The sequence below is a fragment of the Nocardia sp. NPDC001965 genome, from assembly GCF_053594175.1.
The window spans coordinates 405,779-426,768 of sequence record NZ_JBSFDZ010000002.1; the positions used below are offsets into that span (position 1 = coordinate 405,779).

At 68.7% G+C, this 20,990-nt stretch carries 23 protein-coding genes; 8 read left to right on the forward strand and 15 right to left on the reverse strand.

Annotated features, from left to right (window positions below; genetic code table 11):
- The first annotated feature begins 336 nt into the window (after positions 1–336).
- The 8 genes from ACWCPQ_RS05740 (at position 337) to ACWCPQ_RS05775 (ending at position 8,398) form a co-directional block, all read left to right on the forward strand.
- Entirely contained in the window at positions 337–1,260 is a 924-nt protein-coding gene (locus ACWCPQ_RS05740; protein ID WP_449895185.1) for a hypothetical protein, read from the forward strand.
- Positions 1,261–1,336: 76 nt separating this feature from the next.
- Positions 1,337–2,152 (forward strand): hypothetical protein, encoded by an 816-nt coding sequence (locus ACWCPQ_RS05745; protein WP_449895188.1) that lies wholly within the window; start codon positions 1,337–1,339, stop codon positions 2,150–2,152.
- On the forward strand, positions 2,149–3,366 hold the full coding sequence (locus ACWCPQ_RS05750) for an adenosylhomocysteinase (RefSeq protein WP_449895191.1): 1,218 nt from the start codon (positions 2,149–2,151) through the stop codon (positions 3,364–3,366). Before ACWCPQ_RS05745 ends, ACWCPQ_RS05750 begins: the two co-directional genes overlap by 4 nt.
- The gene (locus tag ACWCPQ_RS05755) at positions 3,363–5,060 is read left to right on the forward strand and encodes an ABC transporter ATP-binding protein (protein ID WP_449895193.1); all 1,698 of its coding nucleotides are present in this window, start codon (positions 3,363–3,365) and stop codon (positions 5,058–5,060) included. The genes ACWCPQ_RS05750 and ACWCPQ_RS05755 overlap by 4 nt, the downstream gene beginning before the upstream one ends.
- On the forward strand, positions 5,057–5,617 hold the full coding sequence (locus ACWCPQ_RS05760) for an ECF transporter S component (RefSeq protein WP_449895195.1): 561 nt from the start codon (positions 5,057–5,059) through the stop codon (positions 5,615–5,617). Before ACWCPQ_RS05755 ends, ACWCPQ_RS05760 begins: the two co-directional genes overlap by 4 nt.
- On the forward strand, positions 5,617–6,432 hold the full coding sequence (locus ACWCPQ_RS05765) for an energy-coupling factor transporter transmembrane component T family protein (protein ID WP_449895197.1): 816 nt from the start codon (positions 5,617–5,619) through the stop codon (positions 6,430–6,432). Before ACWCPQ_RS05760 ends, ACWCPQ_RS05765 begins: the two co-directional genes overlap by 1 nt.
- Positions 6,420–7,826 carry an amidohydrolase family protein gene (locus ACWCPQ_RS05770; protein WP_449895200.1) on the forward strand — a complete coding sequence of 469 codons (1,407 nt, stop codon included), beginning with the start codon at positions 6,420–6,422 and terminating at the stop codon, positions 7,824–7,826. The genes ACWCPQ_RS05765 and ACWCPQ_RS05770 overlap by 13 nt, the downstream gene beginning before the upstream one ends.
- A gap of 257 nt (positions 7,827–8,083) precedes the next feature.
- The gene (locus ACWCPQ_RS05775) at positions 8,084–8,398 is read left to right on the forward strand and encodes a hypothetical protein (RefSeq protein ID WP_449895202.1); all 315 of its coding nucleotides are present in this window, start codon (positions 8,084–8,086) and stop codon (positions 8,396–8,398) included.
- Here ACWCPQ_RS05775 and ACWCPQ_RS05780 read toward each other — a convergent pair.
- The 15 genes from ACWCPQ_RS05780 to ACWCPQ_RS05850 are packed head-to-tail and all read right to left on the reverse strand — an operon-like array spanning position 8,392 to position 20,895.
- Positions 8,392–9,567, reverse strand: a complete 1,176-nt coding sequence (locus ACWCPQ_RS05780; protein ID WP_449895204.1) for an FAD-dependent monooxygenase — start codon at positions 9,565–9,567, stop codon at positions 8,392–8,394. The two genes, ACWCPQ_RS05775 and ACWCPQ_RS05780, sit on opposite strands and share 7 nt — an antisense overlap.
- A 52-nt stretch (positions 9,568–9,619) precedes the next feature.
- Positions 9,620–10,018 (reverse strand): RidA family protein, encoded by a 399-nt coding sequence (locus tag ACWCPQ_RS05785; protein WP_449895206.1) that lies wholly within the window; start codon positions 10,016–10,018, stop codon positions 9,620–9,622.
- Positions 10,015–10,356, reverse strand: coding sequence for a hypothetical protein (locus ACWCPQ_RS05790; RefSeq protein WP_449895209.1), 342 nt, complete (start codon positions 10,354–10,356; stop codon positions 10,015–10,017). The genes ACWCPQ_RS05785 and ACWCPQ_RS05790 overlap by 4 nt, the downstream gene beginning before the upstream one ends.
- Positions 10,353–11,438, reverse strand: coding sequence for a Rieske 2Fe-2S domain-containing protein (locus tag ACWCPQ_RS05795; RefSeq protein ID WP_449895212.1), 1,086 nt, complete (start codon positions 11,436–11,438; stop codon positions 10,353–10,355). The genes ACWCPQ_RS05790 and ACWCPQ_RS05795 overlap by 4 nt, the downstream gene beginning before the upstream one ends.
- Position 11,439: 1 nt before the next feature.
- Entirely contained in the window at positions 11,440–11,667 is a 228-nt protein-coding gene (locus tag ACWCPQ_RS05800) for a recombinase-like helix-turn-helix domain-containing protein (RefSeq protein WP_449895215.1), read from the reverse strand.
- On the reverse strand, positions 11,660–12,250 hold the full coding sequence (locus tag ACWCPQ_RS05805) for an alpha/beta fold hydrolase (RefSeq protein ID WP_449895217.1): 591 nt from the start codon (positions 12,248–12,250) through the stop codon (positions 11,660–11,662). The genes ACWCPQ_RS05800 and ACWCPQ_RS05805 overlap by 8 nt, the downstream gene beginning before the upstream one ends.
- 4 nt (positions 12,251–12,254) lie before the next feature.
- On the reverse strand, positions 12,255–13,931 hold the full coding sequence (locus ACWCPQ_RS05810) for a thiamine pyrophosphate-binding protein (protein WP_449895218.1): 1,677 nt from the start codon (positions 13,929–13,931) through the stop codon (positions 12,255–12,257).
- A 55-nt stretch (positions 13,932–13,986) separates the two neighbouring features.
- Positions 13,987–14,775, reverse strand: coding sequence for an SDR family oxidoreductase (locus tag ACWCPQ_RS05815; RefSeq protein WP_449895221.1), 789 nt, complete (start codon positions 14,773–14,775; stop codon positions 13,987–13,989).
- 50 nt (positions 14,776–14,825) lie between these two features.
- The gene (locus tag ACWCPQ_RS05820; protein WP_449895223.1) at positions 14,826–15,566 is read right to left on the reverse strand and encodes a 3-oxoacyl-ACP reductase family protein; all 741 of its coding nucleotides are present in this window, start codon (positions 15,564–15,566) and stop codon (positions 14,826–14,828) included.
- Positions 15,563–16,384 (reverse strand): alpha/beta fold hydrolase, encoded by an 822-nt coding sequence (locus ACWCPQ_RS05825; protein ID WP_449895225.1) that lies wholly within the window; start codon positions 16,382–16,384, stop codon positions 15,563–15,565. The genes ACWCPQ_RS05820 and ACWCPQ_RS05825 overlap by 4 nt, the downstream gene beginning before the upstream one ends.
- A gap of 18 nt (positions 16,385–16,402) precedes the next feature.
- Entirely contained in the window at positions 16,403–17,365 is a 963-nt protein-coding gene (locus ACWCPQ_RS05830) for a VOC family protein (protein WP_449895227.1), read from the reverse strand.
- Positions 17,366–17,393: 28 nt separating this feature from the next.
- Complete coding sequence (locus ACWCPQ_RS05835) at positions 17,394–18,347, reverse strand: PDR/VanB family oxidoreductase (RefSeq protein ID WP_449895230.1); 954 nt, start codon at positions 18,345–18,347, stop codon at positions 17,394–17,396.
- Positions 18,348–18,379: 32 nt separating this feature from the next.
- Positions 18,380–18,898 carry a cupin domain-containing protein gene (locus ACWCPQ_RS05840; RefSeq protein ID WP_357047409.1) on the reverse strand — a complete coding sequence of 173 codons (519 nt, stop codon included), beginning with the start codon at positions 18,896–18,898 and terminating at the stop codon, positions 18,380–18,382.
- A 44-nt stretch (positions 18,899–18,942) separates the two neighbouring features.
- Positions 18,943–19,284 carry a RidA family protein gene (locus tag ACWCPQ_RS05845; RefSeq protein ID WP_449895233.1) on the reverse strand — a complete coding sequence of 114 codons (342 nt, stop codon included), beginning with the start codon at positions 19,282–19,284 and terminating at the stop codon, positions 18,943–18,945.
- A 12-nt stretch (positions 19,285–19,296) separates the two neighbouring features.
- Positions 19,297–20,895, reverse strand: a complete 1,599-nt coding sequence (locus ACWCPQ_RS05850; RefSeq protein ID WP_449895235.1) for an aldehyde dehydrogenase — start codon at positions 20,893–20,895, stop codon at positions 19,297–19,299.
- Positions 20,896–20,990 lie beyond the last annotated feature (95 nt).

The following is a 20,990-nucleotide window of genomic DNA, read 5'->3' on the forward strand; positions in this document are numbered from 1 at the left end:
GGCATCGCTCAGCACACCCGATGTCCGTCCGCACTCACATTCTCGGTAATGCACCGGAGCCGAACTGCCGCCTTTCCGGCGAACCGAAATGCGGAATAAGCGGTCGCATCCGGGACCCGAGCGGCCGGTCGCACGACACGATCGCCGGCCCGGGTAATGAATCGACGGAGCGCACCGAGCGGGAAACCCGGGCGCCCCGAATTCCGGTGACGATTCGGCGCGCCCCGTCCCGACGTGCCCGGAACCGTCCGAAAAGCAGGGATTCGCTCTGCCGCGAGCGGCGGAGTTCTCGAACGACGCAGAGGGAGGAGCTCCTTAAGCGGGTGGAAAGCCGCCATGAAGATGCTGGTCGAAAGGCTGAACACCGGCATACCGTCTACTGCCACGGCTGCCGGATCGGCCCTCAGGACAACCAGTGAGAAACTGAAGAGCGCCAATAAGGCCCTCACCGACAAAGACCACGGATGGACCAAGGAGTTCCGCAATGACAGATCCGATACCCGAATTGACCCCGAACGAGCGCAGAGAATTCTGGAAAACGCTCGGATGGACCCCCGAATTACCCGAACAGGATCGTCTCCTGATCGAGGAGAGGTGGACGGACGAGGCAATTCACATGGCGAAGTCCTTCGGGTTCTGACCTTCGGCGACCGCCGGATACAGCCCATTGCGAAGCACGAGCTGCCGGCGGAATATGCCGATTTCCTGCGCAGGCACGGGCGGAGCACACCGGATGTCTACGAACTGGATCCGGCCGATGCCGATTATTTCCAGGCGCAGATGCAAGCGTTGAAGGACAGCAGCCGGTACTCGGCCTCGGTGAATGTCCACAGCCTCGACGAATATCGGAACATGCGGTTGTTCGTGACCGACGACGGCAAGGCCGGCGGCGCCCTCCGGGGCGATGAGCTCCTATCGCTGTGGGCACACAAGGACGGCAGCTACCCACACGTCTCCAGCGCGCTGCTGGGCGTGCGGGTAACCCAGGGCGGGCGGATCCTCAACTGTTTCGACACCGTCCTGCCGGACCTCTATTCCTTCTGCGGGTTCACCCCCACCGCCCGCCTGCCCTGGGACGATCGTTACGCCCCGGAGGGCTGGGACTACGACACCTACGGCAAATTCAACGGCGGCCGCCCCGACGTGGTCTTCATGACCTATGACCCCGCCGCTCTCGGTTCACGGTACGAGCCGGGCAGCGGGCGCGTCGTCGACAGCTACGACGCCGGAGTCGCGGCCGCACGCGAAGCATCCCGGTAACGGTTCCCCACGAGTTGTGGTCACCATGAGATTAACTGTCGTCCCATGTATCCGGCGCTGGATATAACCGATCCTTATGTCCAGGCATTGGTTTCGTGCGCCGAGTACCGAGTCGGCGGTGGTGCGGGCGGTGGCTCGTGCGGCCGCGGGGCGGTATACCCGGCCGCCGGTCGTCGATCCGTCGGTCGGCGCCGCCACCGCGGAATCCGTCGCGGCACTGTGGTCCGCGGTGGCTCGTTCGGAAACGGCGCTACCACCGGATACGGGTACGGGCCCGGTCATCGATCAGGAGACCTTCGCCGCGTCCCCGGTAGTAGCGGGTTTCGAGGCGCGAGCACGGGCCGAGCTGGTCCTGCGTGCACTTGCGCGGGAGACGAACCTGCTACTCCCCAGCACCCGGTTCCTGCTGCTGGGTACCGGTCCCGTGGCCGACCCGCTGGCGAGTTCCCTGACCCGGCTCGGCGCCCGGCTCGAAATCGCCGCCCACGACCCGGCCGGGCTGGTGGACCTCGCTCACCGGTACGGGGTGCCGGTCCGGTCCACCGCGACGCCCGAGCGCGTCCCGGCCGATTTCGACGTCGTCATCACCACCGGACACGACCATCCCCCCTTCACACCCGACGCGGTGGCCGCCGCAGCACGACCACTGGTCGTGATCGATGCCGCCCCGCCGGACCACCCCGGCGTCGTGCTGCCGGCCGGAGAATCACGAGGTACCGTGCGCAATCTGACCGAATTCGGTGGCCCGCGAGCGGTTTTCGCGGTACCACCGCCACCACCGGACGCCCTGGACCGGGCGACCGCGGACCTGCGCGCGGTGTACGCCGTGCTGCTGGCAACCGTCGGCCCCGGCCGGGCCGACGAGGAGCTGGCCCAGGTGTTGCCGGCATGACCACCGGGGTACGTGAGCCCGGGTTGTGGCGCGGCGGCCAGGAGAAGATCGACTGGGCGCGGCATTTCATGCCCGTGACGGCCGCCCTCGGCGACGAGCTGCGCGGGGCCGGCACCCTCACCGGTTTACGGATCGGGCTTTCACTGGTCCTGGAACCCAAGACCGCCAACCTGGCGCTGAGCCTGGCGCAGGCGGGCGCCGACGTATCGGTGGTGTGCCGCGCGGTGAATACCCGCGACGACGTGGCGGCCGCATTGGCCCGCGCCGGGATCGGCGTATTCGCCCGAAGCGACGCCGGTCCCGAGCTCGAGGACGAGCTGCGGCGGGCGTTCCTGGATCGACGTCACCACATCCTCGTGGACGACGGCTCCCGGGTGATCCGCGCGGCGCATACGGAGCACAGCAGGATCCTCGACGCGATGATCGGCGCGTCCGAGGAGACGACCAGCGGATTGCGGCCGTTGCGGGCGATGGAGCGGGAGGGGCTCTTGCGGATCCCGGTGATCGCAGCCAACGATGCCCGCAGCAAAACTCTGTTCGACAACGAGTACGGCACCGGCCAGTCGACCGTCTTCACCATCGCCGACCTGCTGGGTACCGCGCTGACCGGTATGTCGGTCGTGGTCGCCGGGTACGGATATGTCGGCCGTGGGGTCGCGCGGTCGGCGAGCGCACTGGGCGCGACGGTCACCGTCACCGAGATCGATCCGGTGAAAGCGCTGGAGGCCTTGCACGCCGGCTATCGGGTGGCGCCGCTGGCCGTGGCCGCCGCGGGTGCCGACCTGCTGATCTCGGCGACCGGGTTCGCGCACACCGTCGATATCGAACATCTGCTCGCCCTGCCCGCGGGGGCGGCGGTGGCGGTGGCCGGCGGTGTCGCCCAGGAGATCGCCATCGACGCGGTACTGGCCGCCGGCGCGGTCCGTCGGCCGGTCGCCGACCGCGCCGCGGAGTTCGTGCTGCCGAACGGACGCACAATATTCGTTCTCGACAACGGCGGGTGCATCAATTGCACAGCGGGAGAAGGTAATCCGATAGAAATCATGGATCTGTCGTTCGGTGTGCAGTTATCGGCCGTCGAACTGCTGGCGACCGCGGGCTCCGATCTCGCTGCCGGCGTGCACCCACTGCCGGCGACCGCGGACGCGCGAGTCGCCCGTGCCGCACTCGACAGTGCCGGAATCGGCATCGATATCGCGGGACCGGCCCGATGAACGCGCTGATCGCCCTCGACGATGTCACGGTCACCTACGCGGCGAGTTCCCGGCCCGCGATCAGCGGTGTCAGCCTCCGGGTCGATCCGGGTGAACTGGTGCTGGTGACCGGACCCTCGGGGTGCGGGAAGAGCACGCTGATGCGGGTGGTGAACGGTCTGGTTCCACACGCCTATAGCGCGGAGGTGACCGGGACCGTCACGGTGGGTGGCGTATCCGCCGCGGGACTGAGCATCCGCCGGATCTCGGAGACCGTGGGCACCCTCCTGCAGGATCCGGCCAAACAGGTCGTCGGTCATTCGGTGCTCGCGGATCTGGCATTCGGGCTGGAGAACCGCGGCGTCGACCCGGCGGAGATCCGCGGCCGCGTACGGCAGGTGGCCGAGATGCTCGCGATCCCGGACGAGCTGTTGGCTGCGGCCACCCACGAATTGTCGGGCGGTCAATTGCAGCTCGTGGCCTTCGCCGGAATCCTGGTCCTGCGCCCGAGCGTGATCGTGGTCGACGAGCCGCTGGCCAATCTCGACCCCGACGCCGCCTTCGGCGTACTGCGGGCGCTGCGCGACCACGTGGACAACGGGGGCGCCGGCATCGTGATAGAGCACCGGGTCGACGAAGTCGTACCCATCGCTCCGGACCGGGTGGTCTATCTCGAACACGGGCGGATCACCTATTCCGGCGATCTGCCCGGATTCCTGCAAACCGCCGATCCCGACGCGGTGCGGCTGCCGTTCGACACCCTGGTCGCGCGCGCCGAATCCCTGACCGAGCAGCTACCTCCGGCCGTCCGCCCGGTGGGCGGGTCCAGGTTGCGTTATCGCGGTGCCCGCCTGGGATACCGGACGGTGCCGATCCTGCGCGACGTGACCACCGATCTGCTGACCGGCCAGCGCATCGCGATACTGGGACGCAACGGCGCGGGTAAATCGACGCTGTTACGAGCCGCGGTGGGCCTGGTGGACGTGCTGGCCGGTGCCGTGGAACTCGACGAACGGCCGGTCGCGGATTATCCGGCGGCCGAGATCGCCGCGCTGAGCGGCTATCTCTTCCAGAATCCGGCCCAGGCGTTCTTCGCCGCCACGGTCGCCGACGAGCTGGCATTCGGCCCGCGCAATCTCGGCGCCGGCGCCGACGAGATCGAGGAGATCTCCACGGCCGCCCTGACCGCAGTGGGATTGGCGGGCGAGCCGGGCATCATGGAGCGGGCACCCCGCACCCTGTCGTTCGGCCAGCAGCGGCGGCTCGCGCTCGCGCTGGCCCTGACCCTGCGCCCCCGAACACTGATCCTCGACGAACCCACCGCCGGCCAGGATCAGCGTTCGGCGGCACATTTCCTCGATGCGATCTCGGCCCTGCCCGATATCGACAGCGTCTACCTCATCACTCACGATATCGACCTGGCGCTGTGGCGCTCGGACCGTGTACTCGTCGTCGCGGACGGCGCGATTCTCGCCGACGGCACCCCGCACGACATCGTCGAAGACGAATCGCTGTGGCATTCCGGGACAACCCGTCCGGACGACCGCGCCGTGCTGCGTGAAACCGACTACGTCGTCGCGGCCCGCGCCGCGACGACCACCCAGGGACCGATCCCGCCGCCGCACGAACTCGCGCGCGGACTCGCCCGGACGCAGCGGACCGACACCCTCACCTACCGGCACCTCCCCGAATCCGAAGTGGAGCAGATCAGATGACAACCAGCAGGACCGCACTCGGCAGACCGTGGGCCGTGAACTCACGAACCGTAGTGTTCGGCGCTGTCGGCGCGGCGCTCTACGGTGCCCTCGGGGTGTTCAGTTTCATCATTCCGGGAACGGCCAATGTCGCGATCCGCCCGGCACTGGCCGTCGTACCCTTCGTCGGCATCAGATTCGGGCCGGTCGCCGGACTGTTCACCGGTCTGGTGGGCACCGCCGTCGTGGACCAGGTCCAAGGGTTCGGTTTCCTCACCTTCTGGAACTGGAGTCTGGCGAACGGTTTCGTGGGTCTGCTCGCCGGCCTGCTCCACCACTATCTGCCCGAACCGGCGAAAGAGTCCCACAAGACGATCCGCCTGGTGGCGCTGACCGCGGTCGCCGTCGTCGTGGGCTTGTCTTTCACCGTCACCGAAGTTCTCTTCGGCCACACCTTCGTGTACTGGTTCACCGGGGCATATCTCCCCGCGGTGGCCACCACCGGTCTGGTCTCGGTGATCCTGGTACCGGTGCTCGACAAGGCCTGGCAGCCGCTGGCCCGGCGCGCGGGTCGCTGATGGAGACCCCACGCTATCTGGCGGGTGACTCGTTTCTCGGCCGCCGGGATCCGCGCGTCCCGATCCTGGTTCCCGGCCTGACCGTGCTCATCGTCACCCAGATCCGGGATCTGCGGTTGATGGCGCTCGCCGTCCTGATCGCCTTCGGTTTCTACGCCTCGGCCCGGATCCCGTTCCATGCCGTCCGGGCCAACTGGTTGTTCGTGGGGATATTCGTGTTCCTGCTGGCGGGTATCAACGGCGTCATCGTCGGCGCACAGCGCTACGGCGATACGGCAACCGAACTGTTCCAGGTGCCACTCGTGGAGATTCCGGTTTCGACAGCGTCGGTGTCCTACACCGTGAACATGGCGCTGCGCTTCCTGGCGATCGTCCTGACCGGCTTCCCGCTGGCCTTCGCGGTCCGGCCCGGCGATCTCTCGGTGGCCTTCGCGCGGCTGGGCGTTCCCGCTCGCTTCGCCTACGCCGTCGACCTGACCTTCCGATTCCTCCCGACCGTCGCCGCCGATCTGCGCGAGACCACCGCCGCCCAGCGGCTGCGCGGGTACGAGGTCTCCCCCACCCGCAATCCGGTACGCCGGATACGGCAGTTGCAGCCGCTGATCGTGCCGGTGACGGTCGGCGCGTTCGTCGAAGCCGAGGATATCGCCGACGCACTCGACCTGCGCGGCTTCGGTACCGCACGCCGGACCTGGTTGCGCACCCTGCGTTTCGATATCGCCGACCGATCCGTGCTGGCGGTGTTCCTCGTCGTGGCGACGGCGGTCACCGTGGCGAACGTGAGCGGGCGGATGCCCGGGTTGTGGCTCTGGTGACCGGCCCCGGCCCGGCCGGGGCCGCGGTGCGCCACGATGCGGCGGTCACGGTGCACACCGCCCCGTGGGTGCTGGCGGGAGACGGTCGGGTCATCCGGCACGGAGGCGTCGCGGTGGCCGGCGATACCGTTGTCGCCGTCGGCCCGTCGGACGAACTCCGGCGCGAACCGGGCTACCGGACGACGGTCGTGGAATGGCCGGGTGCACTGGTCCCGGGGCTGGTGAACGCGCACGCACATCTCCAGTACACCGATATGGCGGCACTGGGCCGCCGGGTCTACGACAGTTTCGAGGCGTGGTCCACGATCTTCGCGGCCGACTACCGGCGCCGCGACGACTGGCGGGCTTCGGCGGAGCGTGGCCTGGACGCGGTGATCCGCAGCGGGACGACCGCCGTCGGTGATGTGGTCACCCATGTCGAGGCGCTCGACGTCCTGTGGGCGGGACGGGTGCACGGTATCGCCTACTGGGAAGTGATGAGTATGCGCGACGCCGACTGGCGCCGCGCCGGACGGCAACGGGTTCTCGACATCCTGGAGCAGGCGGGCGGCTCCGCCGCGGGTGCGGTGGGGATATCGCCGCACGCGCCGTATTCGCTCGATACCCCGGTGCTCGCCGACCTGAGCGCGCTGGCTCGCGAGCGTGGCTTGCGCAGCCATGTGCACCTGGCCGAATCCGGCGCCGAATACGACTATGTGATGGCGGGTGCGGGGCCGCTGGCCGATCGGTGGCGGAGCTGGGGCTACGGCGAATTCGCGCTACTGCGCGACGGCGGAGCCGGCCTGCGCCCGGTGGCCTATGCCGACTCGACCGGTGCGCTGGGACCGCATACGCATATCGCGCACGGTATCTACGTGGACGCCGCGGACCGTGCCGCGCTGCGCGAGGCCGGGACGGTCGTCGCGCTGTGTCCCCGATCGAACGCGGTACTCGGTCTCGACGAAGCGCCGGTCGCGGCCTACCTGCGGGAGGGCAATATCGTCGCGGTGGGCACCGATTCGCTGTCGTCGAGCCCGTCACTGGATGTTCTGGCCGACGTGGCGCAGCTGTACCGGATCGCGCGCCGTCAGGGTTACCGGGCAGATGATCTGCATCGGCGGCTGTTCGACGCGGTGACCGCCGGCGGTGCCGCCGCCATGGGACTGGCCGATCGCATCGGCACCCTGGAACCGGGCAAGCTGGCCGATATGGCCGTCGTCGATATCGCCGGATCCACCGCGGCCGATACGCTGGCCGCCGTCGTAGAGGCGGGTGCGGGCCGGGCTCTCGCCACGATCATCTCCGGCGAGATCCGGTTCGACCGGACGCGGGAGCATCATCCGAAGCATCCGATCGACACCGGGCGAGGTCGCGCCCGTCCCTCGGCCGAGGCCGCTGTCCGGGAGCGGGGCTGAGTGCGCGCGACGGCGGTTCATGTTTATGCACATTCTCACCAGGCCAAGTGAATAGCACTCCCACCTTTTCGATATATGACGTAACTCTTCCGGCGGAATGCCCACGAAAGTCAAGATTCCTCTGGCATGATCTCGACCTGCAACAGATTATCCGACGAAGATCGAAATTGCCCGGACAGGCGGACGGGCCTGTTAAGTTATTCATCATTCTCCACGGTTGGCACACAACCGTTCGCCGGCCGACGGAAGGAAATACGATGATGAACTCCCCCCTGCGCCTGGCCGCCGCCTCGATCATGGCGGCCGGCCTGATCGCCACTGCGGCCGGCGCGACGGCCGCTCCCCCGGCCGCCCCGGATCCGGTGCCGGCCGCCGAAGGCGGGACCGGCTCGGCAATGGTGGATTCGGGCTCGGCGGCCGCGCAATCGGCGGTCGGTGCCGTGCACAACGGCGATATCATCGGGATAATCGTGTTGCTCGCCCTCACGCCCTTCCAGATGCTGACCGGCGGCGTCTGCGACCTCGCCACCCTGTCGGCACTGCCGAATCCGTGTGCCCCGAGCACCTACTGACCGCTACCCGAACCGGATCCGTTCGCATCGGGAGCCGGGACGACACCACCGGCCAGCGGGGTGTTCCAGGCGTCGTACTCGTACACCCAGTCGCCGTTGCCCGTCGCTTTCAGCCATTCGTTGGACCGGGAGCCGCGCTGGATCCGCGCGGTCCGGTCCATCCGGGTGTTCTCGTACCCCGCCAGGGCGTCGGCCGCGCCGGTGTAGTCGTCCGATCCGAGGCAGCGCGCCAGCACCACCGCGTCCTCGATCGCCTGGCCTGCGCCCTGCGCCATGAACGGCATCATCGGATGACACGCGTCGCCGAGGAGCGTGACCGTTCCCCGGGTCCATATGGGCAACGGATCCCGCACGTACAGGGCAGATTTCAGGACATCGTCGCAGGCGTCGAGCAGGGCGCGCGCCTCCGGGTGGAAGTCCCGGTACAGATCGCGCAGTTCGTCGGCACTGCCGGGCGTCGTCCACGACTCCTCGGTCCACTCGGCCTGCGCGCAGGTGGCGAAGATGAAAATATCCTTGCCCTGGCTCAGCGGGAACGTCACGATCTGCGTCGCGGCATCCGGTCCCCACCATTTGGTGAAGCAGTCCAGATTCGGCACCGCGGCGACCGCGGCTGCCGGCACCACCGCACGGAACGCCACCACACCGGTGAACGTGGGGTGTTCCCGGCCGAACAACGCCGTGCGGACGGCCGAATGGATACCGTCCGCGCCGATGATCACATCGGACCGGTGGGTGCCGCCGTCGGCGAAATGGATCACCCCGTCGCGGATATCGACGACCTGCCGGCCCAGCGTGACGTTCGCACTCGGCAGCGCCGCCTCGAGCGCGGACATGAGATCACCGCGGTGCAGGGTGAGCTGTGGCGATCCGTAGCGTCGCTGCGCCGACGAGCCCATCTCGAGCCGGGAGGTCTCCGCGCCCGTATCCCAGGTCCGGCTGATCCGGAACTGCGGCCGGGCCGCCGAATCCCGCAGCGCGGGGCCCAGACCGAGACCGTCCAGTGCCCGGACGGCATTCGGGGTGAGATTGATATCGGCCCCCACCCGGGCGAACCGGGCGGTCCGCTCGAAGACCTGCGCGTCGATGCCGACCTTCCGCAGTGCGAGAGCGGCGGTGAGACCGCCGATACCCGCCCCGCAGATCGCCACACTCGGTGCCTTGCTCATGAACTCTTCCTAACCTTTCGAGAGTGTGAAACCGATCCGGGCCGACGACGGATCAGGCGCTCGTATGCGCGCCGATAATCCCTTGGGCCTCGATCTCCACCTTCAGACCGGGCTCGACGAGCGCCGACACCTCGACGAGCGTCGAACACGGGAAATCGCCGGCGAACACCTCGGACCGTGCCTTGCCGACCGGCGCCCGGTCGGCGATATCGGTCAGATAGACGCGCAATACGACGATGTCGTCCACGACCGCCCCGCAGGCCTCGGTGAGCGCCCGCACCCGCCGGAATGCCTCTCGGGCCTGGAGGTACGGATCCGCACCGCCCACTGTTCCGCCGGGCCCACCGGCGTGCATTCCGGACAGGAAGAACTGATCGCCGTGCACCCTGGCGTTGCTGAACATGCCCGGCCGCGGCGCCTCCGGAACCGACTCCGCCGCAACCCGGCTCATGCGCCGCGCCGCTCGCCGGATTCACGGGTCAACCGCTCACGGACCGGTACGAAGTCGTAGGTCGGGTAGAAGTCGGTGTGGAACACACCCCAGGCCCGCCGTTCCAGCTCCACATTGACCGCGGCGAGTTCGGCCACGGGCAGCCGCAGCGTCACGATCTGGCCCACCCCCATCGCGACCACCCAGGAAACCACTTCGCAACCCGGCGGCGGAAAGTGCTGCCACCAACCGGCGGCGTCGAGTTTGCCCTGGAGCTGTTCGAGGTTCTGCGACTGATCGTGGCGCAGGAACACGGTCAGCATCATGGTGTCGGCGTGGTCCGCCCGGGTCGCGCTCATACCGGTTCGCCGGCCAGGATCGCCGCCTGCTTCTTCGCGTCCGCCCGGTAGATGCGGCGGATTCGCGACACACCCAGGTCGTGCTGGTACAGATGTTCTTCGTGATCGGCGTCGGCTGCCAGGGCCTCGAGCACCTCGCGGTCCTGTTCGAGCACCTCCCAGTGCCGGGCCTCGAGCCGGGTGCGGTACAGGAAGCGCCACACCTCACGCTCCCAGCCTTCGACCCGCCGAGTGCGCCAGTGGAAGATCGCGGAATTGTCCGCGTCGATCGGTGTGGCCATACCGACGATCCCGAACACGCCGCCGGGTCCGGCATTCGGGGCGTACGGGATCTCCAGATCGACATAGTCCATGGATCCGCGCACGTACTCGACCCAGTCGAAGTTCACGCCGACCTGATCGGTCTTCTCGAAGAAGAACCCGCGGTCGGTCTCGCGGATCCGGAAGCGCGCCGAGGTGTCACCGCCGAACATGGAATGCGAATCGCGATGCAGGAACGCACCGTGCATGGGATCGAGAACATTGTCCATATAGAAGCGCCAGGGTCCGGCCCATTCCGCGAAATTCGGGAACCAGGAGACGGCCGCATCGCTGAGCCGATCGGGCAGGACGAACGGTGTGGGCTCGGAATCCTGGGTGAGCGGGACGAACGCGAAGATGGTGTCGGCGGCCTCGACCACCCGCAACGACACCGTCGCCCGCTTACCTTCGAGCGCACAGCCGGGCATTCCGGGCACAGAGACGACGGTGCCGGTCCCGTCCACCTGGACGCCGTGGTACTTACAGGCGAGCCGGTCGCCGAGATGCTGTCCGACCGACAGCGGCGCACTGCGATGCGGGCACCGGTCCTCGAGCATATGAACGGTCCCCTGCGGATCCCGGAAGAGCACCCAGTCGACGGACAACCGGGTGACCTTCTTGGATTCACCGGGTTTCACCATGCGCGACGGCAGGATCGGGTACCAGCGGTCGCGCAGCCCCGCGGCGGCGATATCGGCGGCGGTCATATCCCTGCGGACACCGACCGCGCGCTTCTTCGGACCGCCGGTCGCGGTCGGGACGGATGTGGTCGCGGTGGTCATCTCAGGCTCCCAGTCGTCGCATCTCGGCGCGGAAATTGTCCTCGTTCCAGGCCTGCCCGTCGGGAGCGTGCAATCCCAGCTCGTTCAGTCCCGCGATCAGTCCGGGCAGATCGTGGGTGCCCCGGCCGAAAACCTCCATGATCGAACCGGACAGCTTGGTCTCGTACGGGCTGATCGGTTCAGGGTGTGTCTGGTTGGGTTCGAGGTAGTGCGCGGGTGTTTCAGGCATTGGTTTTCTCCTGTCGCTGCGATGCCACGGCATCGAGACCTTCGGCGATGACGGTGAACGCGGTGACCCATTCGTTGAACGAGGCGGCGCGTTCGCGGTGGGCCGGGATAGTGCCGCCGTCGATGACGACGAACACCCCGTTGTCGATGCCACCTGCGATGCTCTGGGCGGTAGCGATATCCATGTGCCCGTCGGGTACCGAGGCGATCACCAGGCTCGGTGCGGCCACTCGGGCCAGGAGCTCGCGGTACCCGGGCACGTCCGGCGCGACCTCCGGGTCGCCGAGCACGAGGCTGGTGACGAGCTCGGGGCGCCGGGCGGCGAGCGCGACGGCCCCGTAGGCGGTGGCGCCGGTGGCCAACAGATGCACCCGGTTGTGGCCGAGGGCCGTGACGGCGTCGCCGACCTCGTGCACCCACGCCTCGACGGCCGCCGGGTCGGCCGGGTCCAGCGCGCGGGACCGGAACGCGATCGCGCCGAGCGCCGTGACCTGATCGGCGAACCAGTGGGCCGGGTCCGGTCCGGCGTGCAGGCAGACCAGCGGATGCGCCGGGGTGTCGTCGTACCGTTCGTCGGAGGTCATCGGATCAGCCCTCCCGAACCGGGATGTGCACCGGCGGGGTGAACGGGCCGGGTGGGGGTTCGACCGCCGCGACATCGACCTCGACGATCGCGGGACCGCGCGTCGCGACTGCGTCCGCGAACGCCTTCGCGAAACGCCCCGGACCCTGGACCAGGGTGTAGGGCATATCGAGCGCGGCGGCGAGCAGATCGAAGCGCGGCGTGAAGAGGTCGACGCCCGAGCGATCGAAACCGTTGGCCGCCTGCATATTCCGCAGCACGCCGTAACCGCCGTCGTTGAACACCACCACAACACACCAGGCGCCGCTGCCGGCGAGCGAGGCCAGTTCGCCGAGATGTACGGCGAGACCGCCGTCACCGGCGATCACGGCGGTGGGGACCTCGGGGCGGCCGAGCGCGGCGCCGATCCCCATGGCCAGCCCCTGGCCGATCCCACCGCCGAGCGGGAAGATATTGGTCTCACGCTCGTAGAGAGGCAGTAGCCGGTTGCCCCACTGGCTGGAGGGGATCGTCACATCGCGCGCCACCACCGATTCGCGCGGCAGTACCGACCGCATCGCCTCGCAGATCTCGGCGTAGCCCCCGATATACGCTGTGAGCGCGGCTCGGACCGCCGTTCTGGTGTCGGTCACCCGGGCGGACCATCCAGGGTCCACCGAGGTGCTCGTCAAACCTTCGTTGATCGCGGCCAGGGTGGTCGCGGCGTCACCTACGATGCCGGCCTTCGCCGGATAGACCCGGCCGATCGCCGCCGGGTCCACATCGATCTGGATCTGGGTGTCGGGCAACCGCAGGTGGTAGCTCTTGGTCTCGTTGGAGCGGAAATGCGTACCGATCGACAGCAGCAGATCGGCATCCGCCAGCAGCGGCGCGACCTCCGGTGCCGTCGCGAAATTCCCGATCACCAACGGGTCGTCCTCGGGCACGATCGCCCGGCCCGAATTACTGGTCAGCAGGCCCGCGCCGAGCGTGTGGAGCAGAGCGGTCAGTTCCGCCTTCGCCCCGGCCGCGCCGCCACCCACCCAGAGCAGGGGACGTTCGGCCGCCGCCAGCAACGCGACGGCCTCGGCGATCGTGGCGCGGTCCGGTGCCGGAGCTTCGAAAGCCGGAGGGTCGTAGGCCCGCTGGTCGGCCGGGCGCGCCAGATATTGCAGATCCGAGGGCCATTCGACGCTGGCCGGACCCTGCGGGGCGGCCAGGATATGGGCGATGGCGGTCTCGAGATCCGCTTCCACATCTTCCGCGCGTTCGACAGCGGCCGCGTAGCGGGAAACGGCGTCGAGCATCTGCAGCTGTTTGGGCACCTCGTGGATGACGCCGCGCGTCGACCCACCGGACCCCAGGTATTCGCTCTCGATCTGACCGGTCACATGCAGCACCCGGCTCCCCGCGGTCAGCGCCTCGAGCATCGAACCCGCGGCATTACCGGCACCGGTCCCGGTACTGGTGATCGCGACACCGATCTTCCCGGTCGCGCGCGCGTATCCGTCGGCGGCATTGACCGCCGCCGCTTCGTGACGCACCTCCACGAACTTCAGGTCGCGCGCCACCGCTTCGACGAGTGGCAGGTTGTGGATGCTGATCACGCCGAAGGCGGTATCGATACCGTGCCTGCGCATGACGGCGACGAGCACATCGCCCCCGGTGGGCTCCTTCGCGCCGGGGCTGTCGGTGGTCGTCATGGTGGTTCCTCCGGAAGAGATCTGGGATCGGCGGATAGCCGGGCCGGGCTGATGGTCAGATGTAGCGGCCGACGCCACCGCCGACGTCGACGCTGGAACCGGTGGTGTAGCCGCTCAACGGCGAGAGCAGGGTGACGATGGGGAACGCGACCTCCTCCGCGGTACCGAAGCGGCCCAGCGCGATACCGCGGTCGGCGGCGATCTCCGCGCTCCACGCGTCGTAGTCGAGCGCGGTCCCGGATGCCTCGAAGCGGCGGCGCCATTGGCCGGTGTCGACGAGCCCGAGCAGTACCGAATTCACCCGGGTCCCGTCGGCGGCGAGATCCTCGGCCATGGAGTGGGTCAGGTTGAGCAATGCGGCCCGCGCCGCCGAGGTGACGGCGAGGCGGGGCTCCGGCTGGCGGGACAGGATCGCGTTGACGTTGACGACGGCGCCGCGGTCGGCGGCCGCGAGCGGGCCGCGGGCCGCTCGCACCAGGTTCCAGGAGCCGAAGATCTTCAGGTCGAATTCCGCGCGGATCTGTTCATCGGTGGTCTCCGACAGTGGCGCCATGAGCGAGCGTCCCGCATTGCACACCAGTCCCTCGATACCGCCGAAACGTTCCACGGCGGCGCCGATGAAGGATTCGACCGCGGCTCGGTCGGTGACATCGCAGGCGGCGAGCTGGATCCGGGCAGGATCGATATCGCCGAGCGAGTCGATCGCGGCGCGCAACCGGTCCAGATCACGAGCGCAGGCGGCGATCCGGGCGCCCTCGGCGAGCAGCATCGCGACCGTCGCCAGCCCGACGCCGGAACTCGCGCCGGTGACGACCACGGTGCGGTCGGTGAGTTGCAGATCCATCGGGGGTCGGTCTCCTTGTGCGGGGAAGGTTTCGGTGGCCGGAGTGGCGGTCAGTGCATGACGAAGCCGCCGTCGACCACCAGGGTCTGGCCGGTCAGATAGCTCGCCGCGTCCGAGAGCAGGAACTGCACTGTGCCCGCGACATCGTCCGGGGTCTGTTCGCGGTCCAGGACCTGGTTGTCGGCGTACAGCCGATAGCGCGACGCCGGCACCGTGGCCGTCGCCTCGACGCGGGTGAGGCCGGGTGCGACGGCGTTGACCCGTAGCCCGTGCGGGCCGCCGTCACGCGCCATGGTGCGGGTCATCGCCAGCACCGCCCCCTTGGAGGCGACATAGTGCACCAGGCGCGGCGAGCCGTAGAGGGCGGCGTCGGAGGCGATGTTCACGATGGCGCCGGAGCCACGCCGGGTCAGTTGGGCGAACAGGTGTTTGCTGACCAGCCAGGTCCCGTACGCGTTGACGGTGATCACCTTCTGGAAGAACCCCTCATCGAGTTCCCAGAAGGTGTCGCCGCCGACGCCGTCGGCGAGGGCCGCGTTGTTGACGAGGCCGTCGGCACCGCCCAGGGCTTCCACCTCGCGCGCCAGGGCGGTCACCGAATCGCGGTCGGCGATATCGGTGACCACCGAGGTGACGTCGTAACCCTTGTTCCGCAGTGATCGCTGTGCGCTGTCGGCCAGCTCGGCGCGCATCTCCGCGATGACGACCCGGTCGCCCGCGGCGGCCAGTCGCTCGGCGATGGCGAAACCCAGGCCCCGCCCCGCCCCGGTGACCACGATCAGTCTGCTCATCGGTCGAGCTCCTTCCAGAACCGCAGGATGTGCGCGGCCGTCTCGGCCGGCTTCTCCTGTACAGCGGCATGACCCGCGCCCGAGATCATCCCGAAGCGCGCCCCGGGGATCGCCTCGGCGAGCAACCGGGATTCGTCCACGCCGGTGACGGTGTCGTCCGCCCCGACCAGCACCAGCGTCGGTGCCGCCAGGCCGGCCAGGCTCGGCCCGGTATCGGTGCGGGCCATGAATTCGGCGGCGGCGGTGTAGCCGGACAGGCGGACGCGGGACATCTCGGCTTCCACCGCGCTCGCGAGCTCGGCGCTGCAGCCGGGCGAGACCAGCCGTCCCGCCCGGGCCGCCGCGAAGGCCGGGGCGCCGAGCTCGCGCAGTTCCTCGATCCGGGCCCGCATCCCCTGCGCCCGTTCCCGGTTCACCCCCGAGCCGCGGGTGCTGTCGGCCAGTACCAGGGAACGGACCGACCCCGGATCCGCGGCGGCGACCGCGGTCGCTATCACTCCGCCCCACGATGTGCCGACAAGATGTACCGGCCCGTCCCGGAGCTCGGCGATCAGTTCCGTGACCACTCGCGAATGGTCGTAGTTTTCGTCCGCGCCCGGCGCCGGATCGGCGGACAGCCCGTATCCCGGTGCGTCCCAGCAGTATGTCCGATATCCCTGTGCGCTCAACCGCTCGGCCAGCGCACCGCAGGTGGCGGCATTTCCGCCGATACCGTGCAGGAGCAGCACCGGGTCGCCGGCGCCGCGGACCTCGAGCGAGATCCCCCGCGCCGAAACCCACCGGTTCACCTCGGCGGCCGACTCGGCCGGGACGGTCACGGCTGCGTCCTCCGCATCTCAGAGACCCCCGTAGAAGTAGTCGTGGTTCCCCGGGGTGACCCGGCCGCGGTGCCCGAGGTCGGGCACTCCGGCCATCGCCGCCCGGACCGTGGTCGTCGGCGGACCCGCCGTACCCCACTGGTCGGAGAGTTCGGGGGTGCGCTTCCAGGTCCGGCACAGCCATCGGTCCTCGTCGACCTGGGCCACCTCGGAGGTGTACTCGCAGACCAGTCCGGCCGGATCGGTGAAATAGGAGAAGGTGTTGTCGCCCGGTCCGTGCCGGCCGGGGCCCCACTGCGGGACGATACCGCTGCGTTTGAGGCTGCCGAGCCCCCGCATGAAATGGTCGAGGCTCTCCATCTCGTAGGCCACATGGTTGATCGACGGGAAGTCGGCCTGGTTCAGGGCGATGACATGGTGGTCGGAATTGCACCGTAGGAAGGTCATCTGGTGTTCGGACCAGTCCGAGATCCGCATGCCGAGCACCTGGGTGTAGAAGTCCGCGGTGCGATCGATATCGCTGGTGTTGAGCACGACATGCGCGAGTTTGCGGGGGATCGCGCGGCGGCCGGCGGGTTCCTGTGCCGAGACCGCGAAGGTATCCGCGGACAGCTCCAGGCAGCGCCCTTCGGGATCGACGAGTTGCAGGCCGTAACCGCCGCCCGCGTCGTCGAGCGCGCCGGGTTCGCGCAGCAGCGGGACGCCGAGCTTCTGCAGTGCCCGGGCGGCGTCGTCGACCTCACGCGGCGTCCCGACCGCGAACGAGATGCGGTCCAGTGCGTTTCCGGAACCGGCGCGCAGTTGCAGGACATGGTGCTCGGTACCCGTGGCACGCAGCCAGAAGGTGTCACCGTCTTCGTCGACGGTGCTCAGCCCCCAGGCTTCGTGATAGAAATCGCGGGATCGGGCCGGATCGGGGACGGTGACCGATACCGACCGCAAGGCCCGCAGAGTACAGACCGGTGTTCCGGAGAAACGCATGATCGACCTTTCTGTCGAGGGTGGCCGGTTACAGGTCGAGGACGAGTTCGGCGGAGCGGCAGCGGGAAACGCAGACGAACATGGTGCCGCCCGTCTGCTGTTCCTCGGGCGAGAGCAGGAAGTCGCGATGCTCGACATCGCCTTTGACGACGCCGACCTCGCAGGTCCCGCAGATTCCTTCCGTGCACGAACTCTGCACCGGCACACCGGCGTTCTGCAGTGCGCTCAGGACCGAAACGTCGGGGGCGACCGGGATTCGCTGCCCGCTGCCGGCGAGGACCACGTCGAAGGCGGTATCGGTTCCGGTGGTGACCGGTTCGGGTGCCTTGAACCGCTCGATACGCAACTGCCCGGGATCGGCCAGCGCGTCGGAGCAGGCGGTCATCAGCGATTCGGGACCGCAACAGTAGGCGACCGTATCGCTGTCGATATCGCCGAGCAGCCCGGCGATATCGGGAAACCGGCCCGCTGCCGCGTCGTCCGCGTGGATCGTCACGCGGTCGGCGGGCAGTGCGCCGATCTCCTCGAGAAACGCCATCGTCGACCGGGATCGTCCGGTGTAGAGCAGCGTCCAGTCCGCGCCGTCGCGGTGCAGCGCGCGCACCATGGACAGGATCGGGGTGATCCCGATCCCGCCCGCGACCAGGATGTGGCGGGCCGCGGTGTCGAGCGCGAAGTTCTGGCGGGGCCCCTCGACCTCGAGGAGGCTGCCGACCGGCAGCAGGTCGTGGATATGGGTGCTGCCACCCCGCGAATCCGGTTTGCGCAGTACCGCCACGGTCCACCGGGACCGGTCCGCGGGGTCGGAGCACAGCGAATACTCCCGGACGAGCCCGTTGGGCAGCCGCAGCGCGAGATGGGCGCCGGGCTCCCAGATGGGCAGCTCGGCACCGCCCGGATCGACCAGCGTCACGCTGATGACGCCGTCGGCCTCCCAGGTCTTCTGCTGGACGCGCAGCGTCCGCCTCATCGGCTCGTCCATCGGGCCCTCCTCGTACTTCTTCCGGTGCTCGATCAGCGAGTGACGCCGAACATCTCGGAGCTGGGTGGGTAGGTGGGCAGCTGCGGTTTGGGGGTGCCGATGATGACGCAGAACAGCGCGTCGGCATCGGAGACGTTCGCGAGGCTGCGCGGTACCCCGGCGGGTACGCGGATCAGATCGCGGTAGCCGAGCGTGCGCACCGCCTTCTTCGTCCCGTCCTCGACATCGTGGACGGCGACCTCGATTTCGCCTTCGAGAACGTAGAAGACCTCTTCGACATCGTGGTGGGTGTGCTCGGGGCCGACCGCGCCCGCGGGCAGCCGCATATTGGAGAAGGTGAAGTGATCGGCCTTGATGATGTTGTTGTCGGTGTCGTGGTTACCGGTGGCACCCGAGCCGATGTAGCGGATCTGGGCCCGCTTGAACCGGTCGCCGCCCTTGGCCGCCTGGAACCCGAGGGTGTCCCAGTCCTCGTAGCGGGTATCCGCGGCGGCGATGCAGGAGTCGATCAGGGCGTCGAGGTCGACGCCGGTCTTTTCGGTGCTGGACATGATGTGTGCCTTCCTCTGTGGGTGATCCGTGGGGCGCGGGTGCGTTACCCGCGGTGGGCGATGGCCTCGATCTCGACAGTCGCGCCATAGGGCAGCGCGGCGACCTCGACGAACGACCGGGCCGGGCGCGGCTCGGCGAACACTGCCTCGTAGTGCCGGTTCGCTTCGTCGCGCAGCGCGACGTCGGTGACGAAATACGTGGTCTTCACGACGTTCTCGAGCGTCATATCGATGGTCGAGAGGCGTTCGCCGAGCCGGGCCATCGCCGCTTCGAGAGCCGCCCGGCGGCCGGGGACCGCGATACCGTGCTCGTCCACCGACAATGCGCCGGAGACGAATCCGAAACCGGCGATACCGAAGGCCGGGCTGTAGGGATGAGCGCTCATGGTGCTCCCTTCTCACCGACCCGCCCAGGGCAGCGGCTGCCCGGACACGTCGAGGTAGATGCTCTTCTGGTTCATGTAGGACCGGATTCCGTCGCGGCCCTTCTCGGTGCCGATCCCGCTGTCCTTCAGCCCGCTGAAGGGAGTCGAGATGCTGAACTGCTTATAGGTGTTGATCCACACCGTTCCGGCCTGGACGGCGCGGGCGGTCCGCCAGGCGCGCCGGTAGTCCGAGGTCCAGATCCCGCAGGCCAGACCGAATACCGTGTCGTCGGCCTGGGCGACGACATCGGCCTCGTCCTCGAACGGGAGGACGACGGCCACGGGACCGAAGATCTCCTCCTGGCAGACCGTCGCGCTGTTCGGTACGCCGGTGAGCACGGTGGGCAGGTAGTACGCGCCGTCGGCCAGTGCGGGATCCGCGGGGACGGCACCGCCGCACAACACCGTCGCACCCGCGCGTACCGCGTCGTCGACTGTCGCCGCGACCCCGTCCCGGTGCTCATGGGTGACCATGGGCGCCACCTGGGTTCGCGGGTCGGTGCCCGGGCCCACCCGCAGTGCGGTGGTGGCCGCCACCAGGCGGTCGACGAATTCGTCGTATATCGCGCGCTGTACGAAGACCCGCGATCCCGCGATACAGCTCTGCCCCGACGAGGAGAAGATGCCGTACAGAACGCCGGCCAGTGCCTGATCGAGGTCGGCGTCGGCGTAGACGATCGTGGGCGATTTGCCGCCGAGTTCGAGGGTGATCGGCATCAGCTTCTCGGCGGCCACATGAGCCAGCGCGCGACCGGTGCCGGTACCGCCGGTGAACGAGATCTTGCCGATTCCCGGATGCCGGGCCAGCGCGTCCCCGACGGTCCGGCCCGGGCCGGGCAGGACCGACAGCAGACCGGCCGGCAGGCCCGCCTCGTCCGCCAGCCGGGCCAGCAGCAGGGTCACCCACGGTGCCCATACCGGTGGTTTGGCGACGACCGCGTTACCCGCCGCGAGGGCCGGGGCGATCTTCTGCGCGTCCGAGGCGATCGGTGAGTTCCACGGGGTGATGGCGCCGACGACGCCCATCGGCTCGTGGGTCGCGAAGGTGAGGAACGGCCCCCGCCTGGGGGTGATCGTCTCCTCCATCGTCTCGAGGGCCGACGCCATGAACCGGAAGGTCCCGGCGGCGCTGCGGGCGAGGGCGGCGGTTTCGCCGAGTGTTTTTCCGGTGTCGATGGTTTGCAGGGCGGCGATGCGGTCGGTGTGTGCTTCGATCGCGTTGCCGATCCGGTACAGGACGGCCGCGCGCTCGTGCGGTAGCAGCGCGGCCCAGCCGGAACTCGCGACAGCGCGGAGACCACCGTCGACGGCCAGGTCGACATCACCGGCGACAGCGCCGTGCAGCCGGGCGAAGACCCGGCCCGTCGCCGGGTCGACGGATTCGATGACCGTGCCCGAGCCGCGTGTCCACCGGCCGGCCACATAGATCTCGTCGGCCGTATCGGGAACCGCCGCCCACGCACGTTCGAGATCCGCGGCGTCGGCGGCCACGCCCGGAGCGTGCGGCCCGAGCGCGGCGATCCCGTTCGCCGGCTGCGGCGAACGAGTGCTCGTGCTGCTCTGTGAGTCCATCGGAGTCTTCATCCGTTCCCTGTAGTCGCAGCGCTGTCCGGGGCGGTTCGAGCTCCGAATCCCTCCGGTAAAAGAGTCTGAGCTAAAAGATACTT

Coding starts and splice junctions, on each gene's coding strand:
- ACWCPQ_RS05740 (WP_449895185.1), top strand. CDS start 337: ATGAAGATGCTGGTCGAAAGGCTGAACACCGGCATACCGTCTACTGCC.
- ACWCPQ_RS05745 (WP_449895188.1), top strand. CDS start 1,337: ATGTCCAGGCATTGGTTTCGTGCGCCGAGTACCGAGTCGGCGGTGGTG.
- ACWCPQ_RS05750 (WP_449895191.1), top strand. CDS start 2,149: ATGACCACCGGGGTACGTGAGCCCGGGTTGTGGCGCGGCGGCCAGGAG.
- ACWCPQ_RS05755 (WP_449895193.1), top strand. CDS start 3,363: ATGAACGCGCTGATCGCCCTCGACGATGTCACGGTCACCTACGCGGCG.
- ACWCPQ_RS05760 (WP_449895195.1), top strand. CDS start 5,057: ATGACAACCAGCAGGACCGCACTCGGCAGACCGTGGGCCGTGAACTCA.
- ACWCPQ_RS05765 (WP_449895197.1), top strand. CDS start 5,617: ATGGAGACCCCACGCTATCTGGCGGGTGACTCGTTTCTCGGCCGCCGG.
- ACWCPQ_RS05775 (WP_449895202.1), top strand. CDS start 8,084: ATGATGAACTCCCCCCTGCGCCTGGCCGCCGCCTCGATCATGGCGGCC.
- ACWCPQ_RS05780 (WP_449895204.1), bottom strand. CDS start 9,567: ATGAGCAAGGCACCGAGTGTGGCGATCTGCGGGGCGGGTATCGGCGGT.
- ACWCPQ_RS05785 (WP_449895206.1), bottom strand. CDS start 10,018: ATGAGCCGGGTTGCGGCGGAGTCGGTTCCGGAGGCGCCGCGGCCGGGC.
- ACWCPQ_RS05790 (WP_449895209.1), bottom strand. CDS start 10,356: ATGAGCGCGACCCGGGCGGACCACGCCGACACCATGATGCTGACCGTG.
- ACWCPQ_RS05795 (WP_449895212.1), bottom strand. CDS start 11,438: ATGACCACCGCGACCACATCCGTCCCGACCGCGACCGGCGGTCCGAAG.
- ACWCPQ_RS05800 (WP_449895215.1), bottom strand. CDS start 11,667: ATGCCTGAAACACCCGCGCACTACCTCGAACCCAACCAGACACACCCT.
- ACWCPQ_RS05805 (WP_449895217.1), bottom strand. CDS start 12,250: ATGACCTCCGACGAACGGTACGACGACACCCCGGCGCATCCGCTGGTC.
- ACWCPQ_RS05810 (WP_449895218.1), bottom strand. CDS start 13,931: ATGACGACCACCGACAGCCCCGGCGCGAAGGAGCCCACCGGGGGCGAT.
- ACWCPQ_RS05815 (WP_449895221.1), bottom strand. CDS start 14,775: ATGGATCTGCAACTCACCGACCGCACCGTGGTCGTCACCGGCGCGAGT.
- ACWCPQ_RS05820 (WP_449895223.1), bottom strand. CDS start 15,566: ATGAGCAGACTGATCGTGGTCACCGGGGCGGGGCGGGGCCTGGGTTTC.
- ACWCPQ_RS05830 (WP_449895227.1), bottom strand. CDS start 17,365: ATGCGTTTCTCCGGAACACCGGTCTGTACTCTGCGGGCCTTGCGGTCG.
- ACWCPQ_RS05835 (WP_449895230.1), bottom strand. CDS start 18,347: ATGGACGAGCCGATGAGGCGGACGCTGCGCGTCCAGCAGAAGACCTGG.
- ACWCPQ_RS05840 (WP_357047409.1), bottom strand. CDS start 18,898: ATGTCCAGCACCGAAAAGACCGGCGTCGACCTCGACGCCCTGATCGAC.
- ACWCPQ_RS05845 (WP_449895233.1), bottom strand. CDS start 19,284: ATGAGCGCTCATCCCTACAGCCCGGCCTTCGGTATCGCCGGTTTCGGA.
- ACWCPQ_RS05850 (WP_449895235.1), bottom strand. CDS start 20,895: ATGGACTCACAGAGCAGCACGAGCACTCGTTCGCCGCAGCCGGCGAAC.